The 18,159-nt window shown below is 71.6% G+C and carries 13 protein-coding genes; 5 read left to right on the top strand and 8 right to left on the bottom strand.

Going from position 1 to position 18,159, the window contains the following annotated elements; translation table 11 throughout:
* Nucleotides 1–119 precede the first annotated feature (119 nt).
* Entirely contained in the window at nt 120–905 is a 786-nt protein-coding gene (locus tag ACQPZF_RS38910) for a PIG-L deacetylase family protein (RefSeq protein ID WP_433265774.1), read from the bottom strand.
* 49 nt (nt 906–954) lie between these two features.
* On the opposite strand from ACQPZF_RS38910, the gene ACQPZF_RS38905 reads away from it, so the two are divergent.
* Entirely contained in the window at nt 955–2,058 is a 1,104-nt protein-coding gene (locus tag ACQPZF_RS38905) for a glycosyltransferase family 4 protein (RefSeq protein WP_433265772.1), read from the top strand.
* On the opposite strand, the gene ACQPZF_RS38900 is transcribed toward ACQPZF_RS38905, so the two are convergent.
* From ACQPZF_RS38900 to eccE, 5 genes are all read right to left on the bottom strand, one after another.
* On the bottom strand, nt 2,055–2,669 hold the full coding sequence (locus ACQPZF_RS38900) for a Uma2 family endonuclease (protein WP_433265770.1): 615 nt from the start codon (nt 2,667–2,669) through the stop codon (nt 2,055–2,057). The two genes, ACQPZF_RS38905 and ACQPZF_RS38900, sit on opposite strands and share 4 nt — an antisense overlap.
* Nucleotides 2,670–2,805: 136 nt before the next feature.
* Complete coding sequence (locus ACQPZF_RS38895; protein WP_433265768.1) at nt 2,806–3,423, bottom strand: Uma2 family endonuclease; 618 nt, start codon at nt 3,421–3,423, stop codon at nt 2,806–2,808.
* Nucleotides 3,424–3,559: 136 nt separating this feature from the next.
* The gene (locus ACQPZF_RS38890) at nt 3,560–5,119 is read right to left on the bottom strand and encodes a S8 family peptidase (RefSeq protein ID WP_433265765.1); all 1,560 of its coding nucleotides are present in this window, start codon (nt 5,117–5,119) and stop codon (nt 3,560–3,562) included.
* Between the two features lie 251 nt (nt 5,120–5,370).
* On the bottom strand, nt 5,371–6,099 hold the full coding sequence (locus ACQPZF_RS38885) for a hypothetical protein (protein ID WP_433265763.1): 729 nt from the start codon (nt 6,097–6,099) through the stop codon (nt 5,371–5,373).
* Nucleotides 6,096–7,433, bottom strand: a complete 1,338-nt coding sequence (eccE, locus tag ACQPZF_RS38880; protein ID WP_433265761.1) for a type VII secretion protein EccE — start codon at nt 7,431–7,433, stop codon at nt 6,096–6,098. The genes ACQPZF_RS38885 and eccE overlap by 4 nt, the downstream gene beginning before the upstream one ends.
* A gap of 130 nt (nt 7,434–7,563) precedes the next feature.
* Between eccE and eccB the strand changes: the two genes are divergently transcribed.
* From eccB to ACQPZF_RS38865, 3 genes are all read left to right on the top strand, one after another.
* Nucleotides 7,564–9,198: a type VII secretion protein EccB gene (gene eccB, locus ACQPZF_RS38875; protein ID WP_433265759.1), complete on the top strand. Its 1,635-nt coding sequence runs from the start codon at nt 7,564–7,566 to the stop codon at nt 9,196–9,198.
* 82 nt (nt 9,199–9,280) lie between these two features.
* Nucleotides 9,281–9,637 (top strand): hypothetical protein, encoded by a 357-nt coding sequence (locus ACQPZF_RS38870; protein WP_433274922.1) that lies wholly within the window; start codon nt 9,281–9,283, stop codon nt 9,635–9,637.
* The gene (locus ACQPZF_RS38865) at nt 9,637–10,734 is read left to right on the top strand and encodes a WXG100 family type VII secretion target (RefSeq protein ID WP_433265757.1); all 1,098 of its coding nucleotides are present in this window, start codon (nt 9,637–9,639) and stop codon (nt 10,732–10,734) included. The genes ACQPZF_RS38870 and ACQPZF_RS38865 overlap by 1 nt, the downstream gene beginning before the upstream one ends.
* A 195-nt stretch (nt 10,735–10,929) precedes the next feature.
* Here the strand turns inward: ACQPZF_RS38865 and mycP are convergent, their stop codons facing one another.
* Both mycP and eccD read right to left on the bottom strand, forming a co-directional pair.
* Nucleotides 10,930–12,360, bottom strand: a complete 1,431-nt coding sequence (gene mycP, locus ACQPZF_RS38860) for a type VII secretion-associated serine protease mycosin (protein ID WP_433265755.1) — start codon at nt 12,358–12,360, stop codon at nt 10,930–10,932.
* 4 nt (nt 12,361–12,364) lie between these two features.
* On the bottom strand, nt 12,365–13,759 hold the full coding sequence (gene eccD, locus ACQPZF_RS38855) for a type VII secretion integral membrane protein EccD (RefSeq protein WP_433265753.1): 1,395 nt from the start codon (nt 13,757–13,759) through the stop codon (nt 12,365–12,367).
* Between the two features lie 252 nt (nt 13,760–14,011).
* Between eccD and eccCa the strand changes: the two genes are divergently transcribed.
* On the top strand, nt 14,012–18,016 hold the full coding sequence (eccCa, locus tag ACQPZF_RS38850; protein WP_433265752.1) for a type VII secretion protein EccCa: 4,005 nt from the start codon (nt 14,012–14,014) through the stop codon (nt 18,014–18,016).
* Nucleotides 18,017–18,159 lie beyond the last annotated feature (143 nt).

Raw genomic sequence — 18,159 nt, 5'->3', positions numbered from 1 at the left:
GGCGCGGAGCCACGTCCTGGTGCGGGTTTTCGCTGGTGGTCGGGCTTGTTCGGGTCGGGTTTCGGCTGGTGGTTCGGGGACCTCGGCGTGGGTTTCGGCCGATGGGTTCCGGTCGGGGGTCACCGGGCGCGCAAGCGCTTGCGTTCGATGTACCACTCCGTGCCCATGACCAGGGTGAACAGGGGTTTCGGCAGGCTCAGCAGGGCGGTCAGGGTTCTGGTCCGGTCACCGCCGGTGGTCTGGGTCGCGTGGGCCGCCAGGGCGGCTCGCTTCTGGGTCGTGTAGCGCCGTACGTCCACCGTGTGGGTGATCTCCGGGCGCGGTGTGTAGGCCGTCCTGAACGGGGTCAGGTCGAAGCGGCGGGCCAGTCGCGCCAGCCGCAGACCGCGCAGCAGCAGGGTCCGGTCGACCGTCGCCTCCCACACCCTCGGGGTGCCCGCGAGTTCCGCCGCCAGCGCGCCCACGCGGTGCACCTGCACGTGATCGGGGTGCCCGTAGCCGCCGGCCGGGTCGTAGGTGGTGAGCAGGTCCGCGCGTTCCTCGTGCAGCAGTTCCGCCAGCCCGCCCGCCGCCTCGGCCACGTCCGCCCGCGCGAAGCCCATCGCCCCGTCCAGCCCGAAGCCCGTCGCCCCGTCCAGTCCGGGGCACATCGCCCCGTCCAGCCCGGAGTCCTGGTATCCGAGGAACTCGACCCGTGCGCACCCCAACGCCTTGGCCGACGCGTGCGCCTCCCGCGTCCGCACCGCGCCCAAGTCCTGCCGTGACGCCGACAGCCCGCGCTCGCCCGCCGTCGCCACGACCAGCACGACCCGGTGCCCCTCGGCCGCGAGGCGCGCCATCGTCCCGCCGGTCAGCAGGGCTTCGTCATCAGGATGGGCGTGGAAGAACACGCACGTTCGGCTCACAGGTGTAAGAGTGTCAGTTGCTCTGTTCGGCGGCTTGACGGGAGTGCCCGTGTCGATCATCCACGTCACCGACTGCTTCCTCCCGCGCCTGGGCGGGATCGAGGTGCAGGTCGCCGGCCTGGCCGACGCGCAACGCCGAGCCGGTGAACGGGTGCACGTCGTCACCGCGACCCGGCACGCCGAACAACCGCCCGGCTACGCCGTGCACCAGGTCGCCATGCGCCTGCCGTGGAACCTCCCGGTCCACCCCCGCGCGGCCGGGCACCTGGACCGCATCCTGGGCGAGTCACGGCCCGAAGTGGTCTACGCGCACGTGGGCGCGGTGTCGCCGTTCGCGTGGTCCGGCATCCGCTCGGCGCTGAAGCTCGGCCTGCCGACGGTCGCCGTCGTGCACAGCATGTGGGATCCGTCGGTGCAGCGCGTCTACCGCTGGTTGGACCGACTGGACGGCTGGACCCGCAGGCCGCTGGTGTGGGGCGCGGTCAGCACGGCCGCCGCGGACCGGATGCGGACGGCGCTGCCGGGCGTCGAGGTGGCGGTGGTGCCGAACGGCATCACGCCCGTGCTGTGGCGGAGGGGCATCCCGGAACAGCGGCCGGACGACGCCGTGCACGTCGTGTCCGTGGGGCGGCTGGCGCCGCGCAAGCAGCCGATGCACCTGCTGGCGGTGCTGCGGGAGGCGCAGGAACGCGTCGGGAACCTGCGCGCCACCATCGTCGGCGCGGGTCCGGAGATGCCCGCGATGCGGCGTTACCTGCGGCGGCACGGGATGGGCTGGGTGACGCTGGCGGGCCGGCTGGACCGGGAGGCGATCGGGCGGCTGCTGTCGGGGGCGGACGTGTTCGTCAACCCGACGGTGGCGGAGGCGTTCGGGCTGGCGACCCTGGAGGCGCGGACGGCCGGGGTGCCGGTGATCGCGCGGCCGGGGACCGGTGTGGCGGACTTCGTGCGCCACGGGGTGGAGGGGCTGCTGTCGGACGACCTCGTGGACGCCTTGGCGCGCTTGGCTGTCGACCGGGAGGAACGTCAGCGCATCGCCCGGCACAACCGCGACACCGAGCCGCCTTGCACGTGGCCGCGGGTGTTGGCGGCGCTGCGGGCGTGCCGGGAGCGGGCCGTGCGTCCAGTGGAGGCGGCCGGCCGGCGTTGTTAGGCGATCAGGTCGGCCAGGTCGAGCGTGATCGGGACCGGCGACGCGGTGATGGTGGCGGCCTCACCGGGCTTGAGGACGTTCTCCTCTTCGTAGCGGCCGTTGTCCAGGCGGTACGCGGTCAGCCGCAGTTCGTTGAGCTTGCTCGGCTGGTCGATCGCCCAGAAGAACGGCACCCCGGCCCCGGCATAGCCGAGCATCTTGAACTCCCGTTCGGCGCGGGGGTTCCCGGGCCACCAGACCTCCACCGCGAGTGCCAGGGCCGCCGCCGGGAAGCTCACCATGGTCGGCTTCTGCTTTAAGATCACTACATCGGGGATCAGCGCGGTGCGGAAGGCGGTGGCGATCTCCACGTTCACCGCCGCGACGACGTAGAGGCCGGTTTGCTCGGCGGCGGCGATGGCGTCTTCCAGCGGCCGGATGAGCCTGCTCGCCGCGTACTGGTGTCCGCCGGACGGCGCGGGAGTCACGTGGAGGTCTCCGAGGATCAGCTCGATACGCGAACCGTCGACGGTCGAGGGCAGGGCCAGCCAGTCCTCGACGGTGTACGGGCCGATCGCCGGGTACGGCCGTTCCGGCCAGGGCTCGTACCCGTGCTCCGGAGCTGCGGACACGACTTCACCTCCTGGCTCGGGTTCGACCTCAGTCTTCCATGGCCCACCAAACGGGTGAGGGTGCGAAGCGGCCCTCCACGGGACACCCGCGACGGGGCGTCATCTGCCCCGTCATCGGATGGATCGGGCGGCGCTGTCAGGCGATCAGGTCGGCCAGGTCGGCCAGGTCGAGCGTGATCGGGACCGGCGACGCGGTGATTGCCTCCGGACCGACGGATTCGAGGATGTTCTCCTCCTTGTACAGGCCGTTCTCCAGCCGGTGCGCGGTCAGCCGCAGTCCACTGAGCTTGCTCGGCAGGTCGATCGCCCAGAAGAACGGCACTCCCGCATCGGCGTAGCCGGCGACCTTGGTCTCGCGCTCGGCGCGAGGATTGCCGGGCGACCAGACCTCCACCGCAAGTTCCAGCGCTTCCGCCGGGACGCTCGCGCCTGCCACCTTTCGGTCGAGCACCACCACATCAGGGATCACAGCCGTGCGCATCGCCGCAGAAATCCGCACGCCCACCGCCGGAACGACGCGGAGGTCTGTTCGTCCGGCCTCTCGGATCGCCTCCTGGATGAGCACGGCGAGGTGGAAGGCGACGGTTTGGTGCTCGATGGAGGGCAGGGGAGTCACGAAGAGGTGTCCCAGGATCAGCTCGGTGCGTGACCCGTCCTCTGCGGGTTCGAGGTCCAGCCAGTCCTCGACGGTGTGCGGGCCGAGCGACGCGCGCGGCGGAGCGAACTGAGGTTCGTCCCCGGGAGCTGCGGCCACGACTTCACCTCTTCGCTCGGGTTCGACATCAGTCTTCCATAGTCCACCAAACGGGTGATGGGTGTGGAGCGGCCCCTCACCCGGCGGAAGTGGGTGAGGGGCCGTGTTGACGAACTCGTCCCGGACGGCCGGTCCGTTACAGGTCGAGGGTCCAGGTGTCGATGTAGCCGGTGTCCTGGCGGTACGTGTCGCGCACCCGTAGCTGCCAGTTGCCGTTCGCGTTCTCGGCCGACAGGTTCACCGTGTAGGTGGCGTCGACGTTGTCCGCCCCGTCCGAGCCGCTCTGCACCTTGAGCTGCCTGACCGCACCGCTCGGGGCCACCAGGTCGATCGCCAGGTCACCGCGGTAGGTGTGCTTGACGTGCACCTCCACCGTGGCGGTCGCGCCGGCCTTGCCCGCGCAGTCCGTGACGGAGATGGTGCTGGTGCCGGTGCCCAGGTCGGGCACGTTCACGTCGGTCGCGTTGGTCTTCGCCGGGCAGCCGGTGGGCGGTGGGGTGGTGCTGCCGACGACGCGCAGCAGCTTGTTCGGCGAGCCGGTGCCGGGGTTGGTCACAACTCCGCTGGTGGCGCCGTTGACCAGGGCGTCACGGACCTGCTGCGGGGTCGCGGCGGGGTTCGCGGCCAGGTAGACCGCCGCCGCGCCGACCACGTGCGGGGTCGCCATCGAGGTGCCGCTGATGGTGTTGGTGGCCGTGTCGTTGGTGTACCAGGCCGACGTGATGTTCGAGCCCGGCGCGAAGATGTCCACGCACGTGCCGGTGTTCGAGAACGACGAGCGCGCGTCGGTGTTCGTCGTCGAGCCCACCGTGATGCCCTCGGTGGTGCGGGCGGGCGAGTAGTTGCACGCGTTCGCGCCGTTGTCGTTGCCCGCGGCCAGGCCGTAGGTCACGCCGGCCGCGATCGAGTTGCGGACCGCCTGGTCGACGGTCGCGTCCGCGCCGCCGCCCAGGGACATGTTCGCCACGGCCGGCTTGACGGCGTTGGCGGTCACCCAGTCGATGCCCGCGATGACGCCCGCGTAGCTGCCGGAGCCGGCGCAGTTCAGCACCCGGACGCCGACCAGCTTGGCCTTCTTGGCCACGCCGTGCCCGGTGCCGCCGACGGTGCCCGCGACGTGCGTGCCGTGGCCGTTGCAGTCGGTGGCGTCGTTGTCGTTGTCCACGGTGTCGCGGCCCGACGTGGCGCGCCCGCCGAAGTCGGTGTGCGAGAAGCGGATGCCCGTGTCGATGATGTAGGCGGTGACGCCCTCGCCCTCGTTCGGGTAGGTGTACGAGTTGTCCAGCGGCAGGCCGGCCTGGTCGATCCGGTCCAGGCCCCAGGACGGGGTCGGCGACTGGGTGCCGGAGATCTTGACCTCGGCGTCCTGCTGGACGTACGAGACCGCCGGGTCGGCGGCCAGCTTGCGGGCCTGCGCCTCGGACATGGTCGCGGAGAAACCACGCAGGGCGCTGGTGTAGGTGTGCTTGACGGTGGCCCGGTACTTGGCGCTCAGCGTGCCGACGCCGGCGGCGCCCACGTCCTTGAGCACCACGATGTAGCTGTCCTTCACCGCGTTCTCGGCGCCGAGGCCGCGGATGTCGCCTTCGGCGGTGGCGGTGGAGGTGGTGAGCGCGGCGGTCACCGCGAACGCCGTGCCGGTGGCCAGCCCGACACCGGCCAGCCGTTTGGTCCAAGACGCGCGAACGTCTGCCATGGCAGGGGTCTCCTCTTTCGCAGGGTGTGCGTCCGGCCGGATTCGCCTCCGATACCGGTCGGACACAGTGAGTAGTTCCTAGTTCGCCCTGCGGTGCGCGCGCAAGAATCCGCCGTGAATTAGGGGATGGAAGGCTCTCCACAGAATTTATTCGTGCTGTGAACGCATCGACGCGGAGCGTGATCGAAGCCGCCGCGCACGACAGTGCCCCGGACACCGGTCCGGGGCACTGGTCGAAGCAGGTCGCGGGATCAGTCGCCGCGGCGGACGGCGCCCAGGATCTGCTGCTCGCCCGGCGTCGTCACCAGCCGCAGCGGACGCCACAGGTTCGCGCCCAGCGCGATCACCTGGTCGTCCTTCAACGTGGTGAGCTGGTGCGCCATCTGCGGCGGCAGCCGCCAGATCTGGCTCGCCAACTGCGCCTGGCCGACCGGCAGCCGCTGCAGCAGCACGAGGTCCGCGGTGTTCGCCGTGCTCGCCGCCTGCGGGTGCAGGTACGGCAGCACGTACATCGTGGTCTGCCACGGTGACCGCGGCGGGAACAGCTCCTGCGGCACGTGGCCGCCGTCGTGCACGACCAGCAGCGGGCTGTCCTCCGACGGCCGGGGCAGCTCGACCGGGCTCAGCCGGCGAAGCTGCACCGCCGGCGAGGGACGCCCGTCCGGGCCCACGCCCGCCGCCCGCACCACCGGCTGCCACGCCTGCGGCCGGCCGGTCGCGATGATTACCCACGCCCCGGTCGCCATGGCGCGCAACGCGATCTGCCGCGCCAGGTACAGGCCGCCGACCACCACCATGCGGGTCGGCGCGTTCCGCAGCACGGAGATCGTCAGCGGCTCGCCCTTCAGGCCCGAGCCGAGCACCATGCCGCCCCGGTCGCCGGACGGCGACACCACGTCCAGAAGCTGCGGCGCGACCAGGAACTCCGGCGCCACGCCCTTGCCCTGGCCACGGGTGTCCAACAGCCTCGAACTGCTCACGCGACACCTCCGAGCGGCAGGGTGGCGGCCAGGCCCGCGACCTGGAGGCCGTTCAACGGGGTCAGGGTGATGTCCAGCTTGTCCGCCAACGCCTTCAGCCGGTCGTCGGCGCGGTCCAGTTCGGACGGCGTGCGGGCGGACACCCGCACCATGCCGCGCAGGCCGACCTGGCCCTGCTCGCTGCTCGGCGAGATCGTCATGGACAGCGTCGAGGACAGCGCCCGCACACCGGTCAGCGCGTTCAGGTTGTTCCGCATCCCCTTGGCCGGCCAGCCGGTGATCGCGTACGACGCGTGCCCGACACCGCCCGCCGTGACGCCGGACCACTTCTCCCGCAGCGACACGGAGTTGTTCGAGCCCGCCACGGAGGTCAGCTCGGCGGCCGAGATGCCGGCGCGGATCAGCTCGTCCGAGTCCAGCGGCCGGATCGCCACGCCCGCCGACTCCAGGGCGTTGCGGACCCGGGACAGCGCGCCGATCAGCGCCCGGTGCGCGCCCACGACGCCGCCGCCGCGCTCCCGGATCGCCGCCGCGCACCGCCTCGGGTCCAGCCGGACCGCGATCCACGTGGTGCGCCGGGACGCCGCCGGCAGCGGGCCCAGCACCTCCATGTACGAGTTGAGCGCCGGCGAGTTCGCCGGCAGCGCCGCGCTGCCCGGGTAGCAGTGCCAGATCACCGAGATGGCGTCCAGCACCACGCCCCGGTCCTCCAGGGTCGGCGCGAGCGCGCCCAGCGGCAGCGCCGGAGCGCTGCCCACCGCGGTGATCAGGCCGGGCGCCGGGTCGACCAGCAGCACGGCCGTCCACGCGCCCTGGTGCCAGGCCATGCCCAGCGGACGGCGCTCGTGGTCGACGCCCTTGGCCACCACCAGGTCCGGCACGGCCAGCCGCAGCAGCGCCACCCGCGGGTCGTCCGGGCCGATGACCGAGGCCTCTTCCTCCGACGGCGGCTTCATCTCCACCGGTCCGCTGCGCTTGGCGGTGCGGGTGTGGCCGCGGAAGTTGTAGCGGACGACCAGGCCGATCCACTGGGTCAGCCAGCGGCCCCGGGAGCGGGCGAACGCGAGGATCAGGGCGACCAGCACGATGCCGCCCGCCGTGTACATCAGGGCGGGCGCGACCCGGTCGCCGGTGGTGCCGATCGCGAGCAGGATCAGGCCCACCGCGACGCCGACCTCCAGGACCACCAGGTTGGCGACCGGCAGCGCGCCGAGGCTGGCCCCGGTCGCGCGGCGCCGCGCCCGGAGCAGGGCGGCGCGCACGGCGCCGCCCGCGGCTTGCGCGCGGGCCATGGCAGGGTTGGGCGGGCCCGGATGTGGGGTGGTCACGGACATCCGATCTGGTTCTCTTTCCCGTCGGCGTTCGGCCGGTGGACCGATCGGGTCTGACCAACCCGCACACGCGCCACCCGCCGTCCGGCTATCGTGCAGACCGTACCGCGACTGGGAGAGCAGCGAGCCGAGAATGGCATCAACACCCACCACCAAGTCACAGGTCCAGGCCTACCGCTTCGTGCTGCGCCGCATGCAGTCCGCCCTGGTGCGCAGAGACGCGGTGATGCTGCACGACCCGATGCGCACCCACTCGCGCGCGACGGCGGTGGGCGTGCTGCTCGGCATCATCGGCATGATCGGGTTCCTGGTGTTCGGCTTCTTCTCGCCGGACCCGAAGATCGACGACCAGACCCAGATCGCGATCAGCAAGGAGACCGGGCAGGTCTACGTGGTGCGGCGCAGCCCCACCCAGCTAGTCCCGATGACCAACCTCGCGTCGGCCCGGCTGCTGATCCTCAACCAGCAGAACCCGGACAAGGCCCAGTCGGCGGTCGGCGGCGGTGACGCGCAGGCCGGGCAGGTCAACGCCGCGCCCGCGGCGGCCGGCGGCGAGCCGAAGCTGGTCAGCGAGAAGGCCCTCGCGCGGATGCCGAAGGGCCGGCTGACCGGCATCCCGGACGGCCCGGACGTGCTGCCCGCCAAGCCGGAGGACCGGATCGGCTCCGAGTGGAGCGTGTGCGACACGCTCGACCTGGACGACACGCTGAACAACCCGGCGTCCAAGGGCAAGTTCGAGACCACGGTGCTCGCCGGCATGAGCGGCGGCCAGCTACTGGACGGCAACAAGGCGCTGCTGGTCCGCGCGGGCACCGACGACAAGCAGGCCTACCTGATCTACAAGGCCCCGGTCGACTCGAAGATCACCTCGACGTCCACCGTGCGGGCCAAGGTGGACCTGAGCCGGCCCGAGGTGCTGACCGCGCTGAACCTGCGCAACAAGACGGTGCGCGCGATCAGCTCCGGCCTGCTCAACGCGATCCCCGAGGCGAAGCCGCTGCGCGCGCCGGAGATCCCCGGCCTCGGCGACCCGGTGACCTACATCACCGGCGCGAACCTCGAAGTGGGCGACGTGATCGAGGTCGTGCGCACCGGCTCGCAGCCGGTGTTCTACGTCGCGCTGAAGGACGCGCTCCAGGAGATCAGCCGGGCGGCGGGCGACCTGATCCGCGCCGCCTACGCCCAGGGCGCGGACGCCAAGAGGGTCGACATCGCCCGCATCGACACCAAGAAGCCGGCCCAGCCGCTGGACTTCCTGGACTACCCGACCGAGGTCCCGGACACCCTGGAGCCCAACCAGAACAACCGGGTCGTCTGCCTGAACTGGCGGGCGGAGAACGTCAACGCGGACAACCGGTCCCAGCACACCCAGGTGACGATCGCGCCGTCGCTGCCGGTGCCGGGCGACGCGGTGGCCGTCGACATCAACCAGGTCGGCGCGACCGGCGAGGTCGTGGGCAAGTTCATGATGGCCCCCGGCAGGTCCGCGGTGGTCCGCTCGGCGACGTCCACCCAGGACTTCCGCAGCGGCCCCATCCATCTGGTGACCGGCCGCGGCGTGAAGTACGGCGTGCCGGACACGATGGTCAGCGGCGCGCTCGGCCTCGGCGACCAGTTCACGCCGGGCCCGGAGTCGATCCTGCGCCTGCTGCCGAACGGGCCGCAGCTCAACCGCAACGACGCCTCGCGTAGCTGGGACTCCATCCCGGTGCCGAAGAACCTGAGCCAGCTCCCGGAGGACCAGCAGAAGAAGGCGTCCGGCGGCTGACCGTCTTTCGTGCTCCTGGTGGCGGAACCGGCTCCGGCCGGGGACCGTCACAGGGGGCAGGGAGGTGTCCGGGTTGAACGAGGTGTCACGACACGCCGCCCCGGCGCGCACCACCGGGAAGATCGCGGTGGACGCGCGCTGGGTCGAGCTGTACGCGAAGCGGGTGGACGAGGCCGCGGCGGAACTGTCCCGCGCCCGCACCGAACTGCGGGCCGCCCCGGTGCGCGCGCAGAGCTTCGGCGAACTCGGCCGGACCCTGCGCAGCGACGAGGCGTACCGCCGCGCGGCCGGGATGCTCAACCAGCAGCTCGACCGGGCGTGCGAGGTGCTCACGTCGGCGGCCCGCGGCCTGCACGAGGTGGCGGAGCACTACGGCTCGCAGGACGAAGAGGCCGTGGCGTTGATCAAGAAGGCCGACCGCCGCCTGGGAGGGTCCTGATGCCGGGGCAGGACGGCCGCCAGCTCGCCGCGTCCGTCGGGCCGGAGCTGGACTACCTGTCCGGGCTCAGTCGGCGGCTGGGCGTGCAGGACCTGGTGGAGGACTACTTCCGGCCGGTCGTCGGCTCGTGGAACGACCTGCACGACGAGGCCGAGCGGTGGCGCGCGGCCGGCCTGGTCGCGGAACACGTGACGCGGGACCTGACCAAGCCGCTGGGGAAGCTCGACTCGGCCTGGCAGGGCAAGGACGCCGAGTCGTTCGTGGCGCACATGCAGTCGGTCGGGCTGGCCGGGCACGACATGTCCGACGCGATGCACGCCATGGGCGACGCGCTGGACCAGACGGCCGACGGGATCCGGGACATCGTCTCGGACATGTCCCGGATGTTCGCCGACGCCGCCGACTCGGTGTCCGGCGCGGCGGCCCTGCCGCTGGACGGGGACCGTCGGGTGATCGAGGCCCTGGACGAGCTGCGGGGCCCGGCGAAGGAGCTGCACGAGTCCGTCCGGGACATCCTGGAGGCTTTCCTGCGGCTGTGCGACGGGGTGTCGGGGGCTTCGGACTTCGCCGACGTGAAGATGGAGCACAAGTACCCGGAGCGGGACTGGACGTTCACCGAGCCCGCGAAGCCCGCCGCGCCTCCGCCGTCCGGTGGTGGAGCCGACAAGCCCGCCGCGGCGGTGGCTCCTCCCGGTGGCGGCGCTCCGGGCGGTGGTTCGCCGGGCGGTGGTTCGCCCGGTGGCGGTGGCGTCGGCGGAGGCGGTGTCGGTGGGGGCGTAGGTGGTGGCGTTCCGGGTGGCGGTGCGACGCCGGAACCCCAGCTCCAGCCTGGCGGCTCGACCACGGTCCAGGAACCCAAGCCGGTCGACGGCGGCCCACGTCCTGCGGCGGCGGGGGTGGCCGGCGGCGGTGGTGGCGCCCCTGGTGGCGCTCCCGGCGGCATGATGGGCGGCGGGATGATGGGCGGCATGGGCGCGGGCGGCCAGCAGGGGGGTGACAAGGACCACAAGGCGAAGGTCCGCATCACCGGGACCACCGAAGAGCTGTTCGGCAAGCCCAAGAAGACCGCTCCGCCGATCCTCGGCGAGGACGACTGAGGCCGGGAACTTCGCCATCCCGCGCCGGAGACCGCTTGAGGCCGGGAACTTCCCGCCATCCCGCGCCGGAGATCCCTTGAGGCCGGGAACTTCCCGCGCCGGAGATCGCTCAGGACCGACGAACCCCGCGCCCGAAGTCTGTTCAAGGGCCTCGGGCGCGGGGTTCGAGCGTTGTCGGTCAGATCACGCGGTAGCTCAGATCACGCTGCGCTTCGCCGGCACGACGCGTCGCGCCCGGTTGCGGTTGACCGTGTGGACGATGAAGAGGGTCAGCAGCAGCAGGCCCACGCCCGCGCCCGTGCCGGACAGCGCCACGATCAGCGGCGTGTGGTCCGGGGGGTTCAGCGGGTCCAGGTTGGTCATCACCTGGGGTGGGTTGGTGGCCTTCGCGCCCTTCTCGGACGGCAGTTCCGCGGTCAGCGCCGCCACCGGGTTGATCATGCCGGCGCCGACCTTGTGGTCACGGCCGCTCGGGTTGCCGGGGTGCTGCGCGGTCGCCTTGATGCGGTCCATCACCTGGTGGGCATTGAGGTTCGGGAAACGCTGGCGCACCAACGCGACCACGCCCGCCACGTAAGGCGACGCGAAGCTGGTGCCCTGGATGCGGCTCGCCCCGCCGCGCTCGTCCAGGCGCACGTTGGACAGGCCCTGGCCCGCCGGGTCCAGGGTGGTGATGTCCTCGCCGGGGGCCGCGATGCTGATCCACGGGCCCCACACCGAGAACTGCGAGACCTCGCCCGACGCGGCCATCGACGCCACCGACAGGACGTTGTCCGAGTACCACGGCGGGGACGCGACGACGTTGACGGTGTCCACGTTCTGGTTGTCGTTCTGCACCGAGCAGCCGTCCTCCGGCTTCCCGATGTTGCCCGCCGCCGTCACGATCACGACGTTCTTCTCGTTGACCGCCCAGTGGATCGCGGCCTGCAGCTCGCGTTCCTGGTCGCTCGGCGCGTGCGGCGGCTCGCAGGACGTCAGCGAGATGTTGATGACCTTCGCCTCCGCCTCCACGGCGGCCACGATCGCCTCCGCCAGGGTGCGCACCTTGCCCGCCGAGCCGCGGTTGTCCCGGCCGGACGGGTCCTCGAACTTGTAGTGGTTGCTGGTCTGGCGGAACGCGATGATCTCCGCCTCCGGCGCCGCGCCGACGAAGCCCGTCGCGTCGTCCTTGCTCGCCGCCGCGATGCCCGCCACCTCGGTGCCGTGGCCGTCGCAGTCGAAGACGCCGTTCCGCTCGGTCTCCACGTAGTCGCCGCCGGGGATCACCCGGCCCTTCAGGCGCGGGTGCTCGGCGTTCACGCCGGTGTCGATGACGGCCAGCTTGACGCCCGCGCCGGTGGCGAAGCGGTGCGCCTCCTCCAGCCGCAACTGCATCTGGCCCCACGGCTTGTTGGGGAGCGGCCGGTTGCCGGTGCCCGACGTGATGCACAGGGTCTTCGGGGTGTAGTTGACGTCCTCGGCGGGCGGCTTGAACGGCTTGAGGAACGACATGTCGACCGGCGGCGGAACGGAGTTCGGCCGGGTCGACGCGGCGGTCGTGGTCGGCTGCGCGTACGCGCCGGGCGCGGTCGCCAGGGTCAGCGCCACGGCCGTGAGGGCGGCGATCTTCCGTGCGGTGCGCTTCATGGGCTCAGGCCGGGATCAGCGAGCGCATGGCCACGTACAGGTCCATCACGGCGAGCGCCAGCGGCAGCACCGCGGCGATCAGGATGGCTTCCAGGACGTCCACCGTGCGGCGCAGCACGGGCGAGAACTTCTGGTGGGGGAAGATCACACCGAGCACCAGCGCCAGCACGCCGACCACCACGAGGGCGCCGAACACGAACAGCAGCCGGTCCGCCGCGCTGGACTCCATCAGCCACCCGAGGAGCACGCCCGCGCCCGCCACCATGCCGGACACCAGCAGCGCCACCGCCTGCGCGCCGTTGGCGTAGGCCCGGCCGCGCAGCAGCAGGACCAGGGTCACCACGATCGCCAGGATCGGGCCGAACACCGTGTCGGCGCTCGCCGCGATCACCGAGAACACCGCCGCGACGCCGCCGCAGCCGATGATCATGCCGGTCAGGTACTCGTGGGCGTTCGCGGTGCGCCGCTCGATCACCGCGTACTCCGGGAAGCCGGTGTCCTCCTTGAGGTCCTCGGCACTGCCCGGCACGGTCGGCAGCGGCAGCTTGGCAAGCTGGATGGTCAGCCGGGGCAGCGCGGACAGCGCAGCCAGCGACACCGCCGCGGTGGCCGCCGCGATGCCCACCACCGGGTGGTCGACGAAGATGCCGATGAGGAACGCCAGGCCGCTCAGCGCGCCCGCGGTGGCCGCCGCGATGAACACCGTGATGCCGCGCCCGATCAGCATGATCGCGGCGGACGCGAAGATCAGCACCAGGACGCTGGCCAGCAGCAGGTTCGGCCGGCCGATCGCGCCCGGCACGATGTACAGCCCGGCCACGTACGCCATCGGCAGCCCGCCGGCGGCGGCGATCAGCACGCCGGTCCCGGTCGCGTTGTAGGAGCGGGCCACGACCGCGCCCGCCGCCAGCGCGATGATCGCCACCGCGCCCGCGCAGATCGCCGGCCACAGGCCGTCGCCGCCCGCGAGCGGACCGGACAGCAGCACCGCGACGGCCGCCGCGATCAGCGCCAGCGCGCCCGCGATGTGGCCGTACCGGCGCGCCGTGTCCTTGGTCCACGGGCGGAAGCTGTCCGGGTCGGACTCGGCGATCGCGTCGACCACGTCGTCGTACAGCGGGGGAGGCGGCGTCTCGTTGCGCTTGCGCAGTTGCAGCAGCTCGCCGTCCACCACACCGAGCGAGGCCAGCGTGCGGCTCGGGTCGAGCGGGCTGTCGCCCAGCTTGGCCAGCGTCCACCCGCCGTGCCGCACGCCGCCGTCCGGAGTGGCCTCCTTGGCCATGTCCAGCAGCATCGGCAGCAGGTCGGCCACCGCGACGTCGGCGGGCAGCGCGACGTCGATACGCGTTCGCGGCGCAACCACCGTAACCCGGCTGAACACCGTAGTACCGGTCGCCACCAGCGCCCCCTAAGTCCTGATCACGTGTGCTTGCGGGCCGTCCCGACCTTATTAGTCCGCTCGGGGGCCCATCGGGCGGCCCCAAGTATGGCCGCACGCGGCGTCCCGGCAGGGCGGTTCGGCGGAACACGTTCGACAGGGATTTTCCCGGACCCACCTTCGCCCGCTGCCGGGATGCGCCATAGTGTCGGTTGCGACTGGTGGGCGCACCCTGCGTGCGTAGGTACGAGAGTGTGAAGAGGTGCCTGTTAGGTGAGCACGTTGCAGTTCAAACGCACGGCACGCCTCGCTGCTCCCCGTCCGCCGGGCGGTGAGGTCCACCTCGAACCGCCACCCGAGGTGCCCCGGATCATCCCCGGCAACATCATGATGAAGGCCATGCCGGCGGTCATGATCGTCGCCTCCATCGGGATGATGGTCCTGATGTTCAGCTACAGCAATCGCAGCCCGGCGGCGATGATCATGCCGGGCATGATGCTGGTGTCGACGGTCGGCATGATGGCCGGCGGCATGGGCTCGGGCAAGGGCCAGAAGAAGGCCGAGATGAACGAGGACCGCAAGGACTACCTGCGCTACCTCGGCCAGATGCGCGACCGCGCCCGCGAGGCGGCCAACGAGCAGCGCGCCGAGCGCGAGTGGGTGCACCCCGACCCGCAGATGCTGTGGTCGCTGGCCACCACCCGCCGGATGTGGGAACGCCGCCAGAACGACCCGGACTTCTGCCACCTGCGCGCGGGCCGCGGCTCGCAGCGCCTGGCGACCCGCCTGGTGCCGCCGCAGACCGGCCCGGTGGAGGAGCTGGAGCCGATCGCGACGCTGGCGCTGCGCCGGTTCGTGCGCGCCCACTCGCTGGTGCCGGACCTGCCGATCTCCATCGCGCTGCGCGGGTTCGCCGCCGTCGGCCTGCTGGGCGAGATCAACGAGAAGCGCGGCCTGGCCCGCGCCCTGCTGGCCCAGATGGCGACCTTCCACTCGCCGGACGACCTGCTGATCGCCGTCGTCACCACCGGCCGCACCAAGGCCGAGTGGGAGTGGATGAAGTGGCTGCCGCACGTGCAGCACCCGTCCATCATGGACGGCATCGGCCAGATGCGGATGATGGCGGGCTCGCTGGCCGAGGTCGAGCAGATGCTGGACGAGCAGCTCCGCGACCGGCAGCGGTTCACCCGCAACGCGCCACCGCCCGCCGACCAGCCGCACGTCGTGATCGTGATCGACGACGGCGACGTCACCCGGGAAGAGCAGATCATCCTCGAAGAGGGCCTGGTCGGGGTGACCCTGCTGGACCTGTCGGAGTCGCTGGGCAACCTGACCGCGCGGCGCGGCCTGCGGCTGGTGATCGAGGACGGCAAGCTCGGCGCGCGCAGCGCCAGCGGCGTCGAGTGGTTCGGCGCGCCGGACTGGCTGAGCGTCGTGGAGGCCGAGGCGCTGGCGCGGCGGCTCGCGCCGTACCGGGTCGGCGGCGTCGACGCCGGCGGCAGCGACGAGGACCCGCTGTCGATGAGCAACAACCCGCCGCTCATCGAGTTCCTGGGGCTCCCGGGCGACCCGATGACGTTCGACGTGCAGCAGGCGTGGCGGCCCCGGCCGGTGCGCGACCGCTACCGGGTGCCGTTCGGCATCGGCGAGTTCGGCCAGCAGGTCGAGCTGGACATCAAGGAAGCGGCGATGGAGGGCATGGGCCCGCACGGCCTGTGCATCGGCGCGACCGGTTCCGGCAAGTCGGAGTTCCTGCGCACGCTCGTGCTGGGGCTGCTGGCGACGCACTCGTCCACCACGCTCAACATGATCCTGGTCGACTTCAAGGGTGGCGCGACGTTCCTGGGGCTGGACAAGGCCCCGCACGTCGCCGCGACCATCACCAACCTGGCGGGCGACCTCACCCTGGTCGACCGCATGAAGGACGCCATCGCCGGCGAGGTGTCGCGGCGGCAGGAGGTCCTGGCCAAGGGCAACTACAAGAACGTCTGGGACTACGAGAAGGCCCGCGAGAACGGCGCCGACCTCGACCCGCTGCCCGCGTTGTTCATCTGCATCGACGAGTTCTCCGAGATGCTGACCGCGAAGCCGGACTTCATCGACATCTTCCTCCAGATCGGCCGCGTCGGCCGGTCGCTGCAGATGCACATGCTGCTCGCGTCGCAGCGGCTGGAGGAGGGCAAGCTGCGCGGCCTGGACACGTTCCTGTCCTACCGGATCGGTCTGAAGACGTTCTCCGCCGCCGAGTCGCGGGCCGCGATCGGCGTGCCCGACGCGTACGAGCTGCCGCCCATCCCCGGCTCCGGGTACCTGGGCGTGCAGGGCTCGCCGCTGACCCGGTTCAAGGCGCTGTACGTGTCCGGCCCGTACCGGCCCGCCGGCATCCAGGTGGCCGGCCCGTCGGCCGTGGTGTCCAGCGACAAGCGGCCCCGGTTCTTCGTGCCGGACTACATCGAGGTGCCCAAGGAGCCGGTCAAGCCGCTGGAGCCGGTCAAGCAGGAGAAGAAGGAAGACGACAGCAACGAGCCCAGCGAGCTGGAAGTCATCGTCGAGCGCCTGGTGGGCCAGGGCCCGCCCGCGCACGAGGTGTGGCTGCCGCCGCTGAACGAGCCGCCGTCGCTGGACACCCTGCTGCCGCCGTTGCAGGCGACCGAGGACCGGGGCCTGACCTCGCCCGGCTTCTTCTCCAACAGCAAGCTCCAGGTGCCGCTCGGCGTGGTGGACAAGCCGTTCGAGCAGCGGCGCGACCTGCTGTGGGCGGACTTCTCCGGCGCGGCCGGCCACGGCGCGATCGTCGGCGGCCCGCAGTCCGGCAAGTCGATGATGCTGCGCACCCTGATCACGTCCATGGCGCTCACCCACACCGCCGAGGAAGTGCAGTTCTACTGCCTCGACCTCGGTGGCGGCACGCTCGCCGCGCTGGAGAACCTGCCGCACGTCGGTGGCTTCGCGTCGCGGCTGGACGTCGACAAGGCCCGCCGCATGGTGGCCGAGCTGACCGGCCTGATCTCCGAGCGCGAACTCCGGTTCCGCGCGCAGGGCATCGACTCGATGGTCGAGTTCCGCAACCGCAAGCGGCGCGGCGAGATCCGGGACGACAACTTCGGCGACGCGTTCCTGGTCGTGGACGGCTGGATGAACTTCCGGCAGGAGTTCGAGACGCTGGAGCCGATGGTCCAGGCGCTCGCCGCGCAGGGCCTGTCCTACGGCGTGCACGTGGTCGTGGCGGCCAACCGGTGGGCGGAGATCCGGCCCGCGATGAAGGACCTGCTGGGCACCCGGTTCGAGCTGCGGCTCGGCGACCCGAGCGAGTCCGACGTGGACCGCAAGGTCGCCGTGAACATCCCGGCGGGCCGGCCGGGCCGCGGCCTGTCGCCGCAGAAGCTGCACTTCCTGACCGCGCTGCCGCGCATCGACGCGTCCTCCGACGCGGAGAACGTGGCGGCCGGCGTGCAGGACATGATCGCCAAGGTGTCCGCCGCCTGGCGCGGCAGGCGCGCGCCGCAGGTCCGCCTGCTGCCCGACCTGCTGCCGCACGCCGACTTCATGGCGCAGGTGCAGCAGATCAAGCCGAACCGGGGGCACCTGGTGCCCATCGGCGTCAACGAGGACGAGCTGGCGCCGGTTTACCTGGACTTCGACGCCGACCCGCACTTCATGTGCCTGGCCGACGGCGAGTCCGGCAAGACGAACCTGTTGCGCACCATCGTCCGCGGCATCATGAACAGCTACACCTCCAACGAGGCGCTGATCATGCTGGTCGACTACCGGCGCACCATGCTGGGCTTCGTGGACACCGACCACCTGCTGTCCTACGCGGTGTCGTCGGCGCAGCTCACCGACATGATCAAGGACGTGCGCGGCTCGATGGTGGGCCGCCTGCCCGGTCCGGACGTGACCCAGGACCAGTTGCGCAACCGCTCCTGGTGGAAGGGCCCGGAGCTGTTCGTGGTGGTCGACGACTACGACCTGGTGGCGCCGCAGGGCGGGCAGAACCCGTTGCAGCCGCTGTCGGAGTTCATCCCGCAGGCCAAGGACGTCGGTCTGCACGTCATCGCGGTCCGGCGGATGGGTGGCGTCTCGCGCGCCCTGTACGACCCGATCCTGGGCAAGCTCAAGGAGATCTCGGCGCCGATCATGGTCGGCTCGGGCTCGAAGGAGGAGGGTGCGATCGTGGGCAACCTCAAGCCCTCGCCGCAGCCACCGGGCCGGGGCACGCTGGTCACCCGGAAGTTCGGCCAGCAGCGCATCCAGGTGGCGTGGATCCAGCCGGACTGACGCCCGCACGCCGGGGTTCGGGCGGAGCCCGAGTTCCGGGGAAACGACGACACAGCCGAAAGGCCCCGCCGCGGCGGGGCCTTTCGCCTTGCCGGACGGCGACACCCCCCGGTGCCCGCCGTCCGGAGCCTTTCGCCCGCCGG

Origin of the sequence: Actinosynnema sp. CS-041913, assembly GCF_050942485.1 — a bacterium.
GTDB lineage: Bacteria > Actinomycetota > Actinomycetes > Mycobacteriales > Pseudonocardiaceae > Actinosynnema.
Note: the sequence above shows the minus strand (reverse complement) of the source record. Positions and strands in the feature narration are given on the sequence as shown.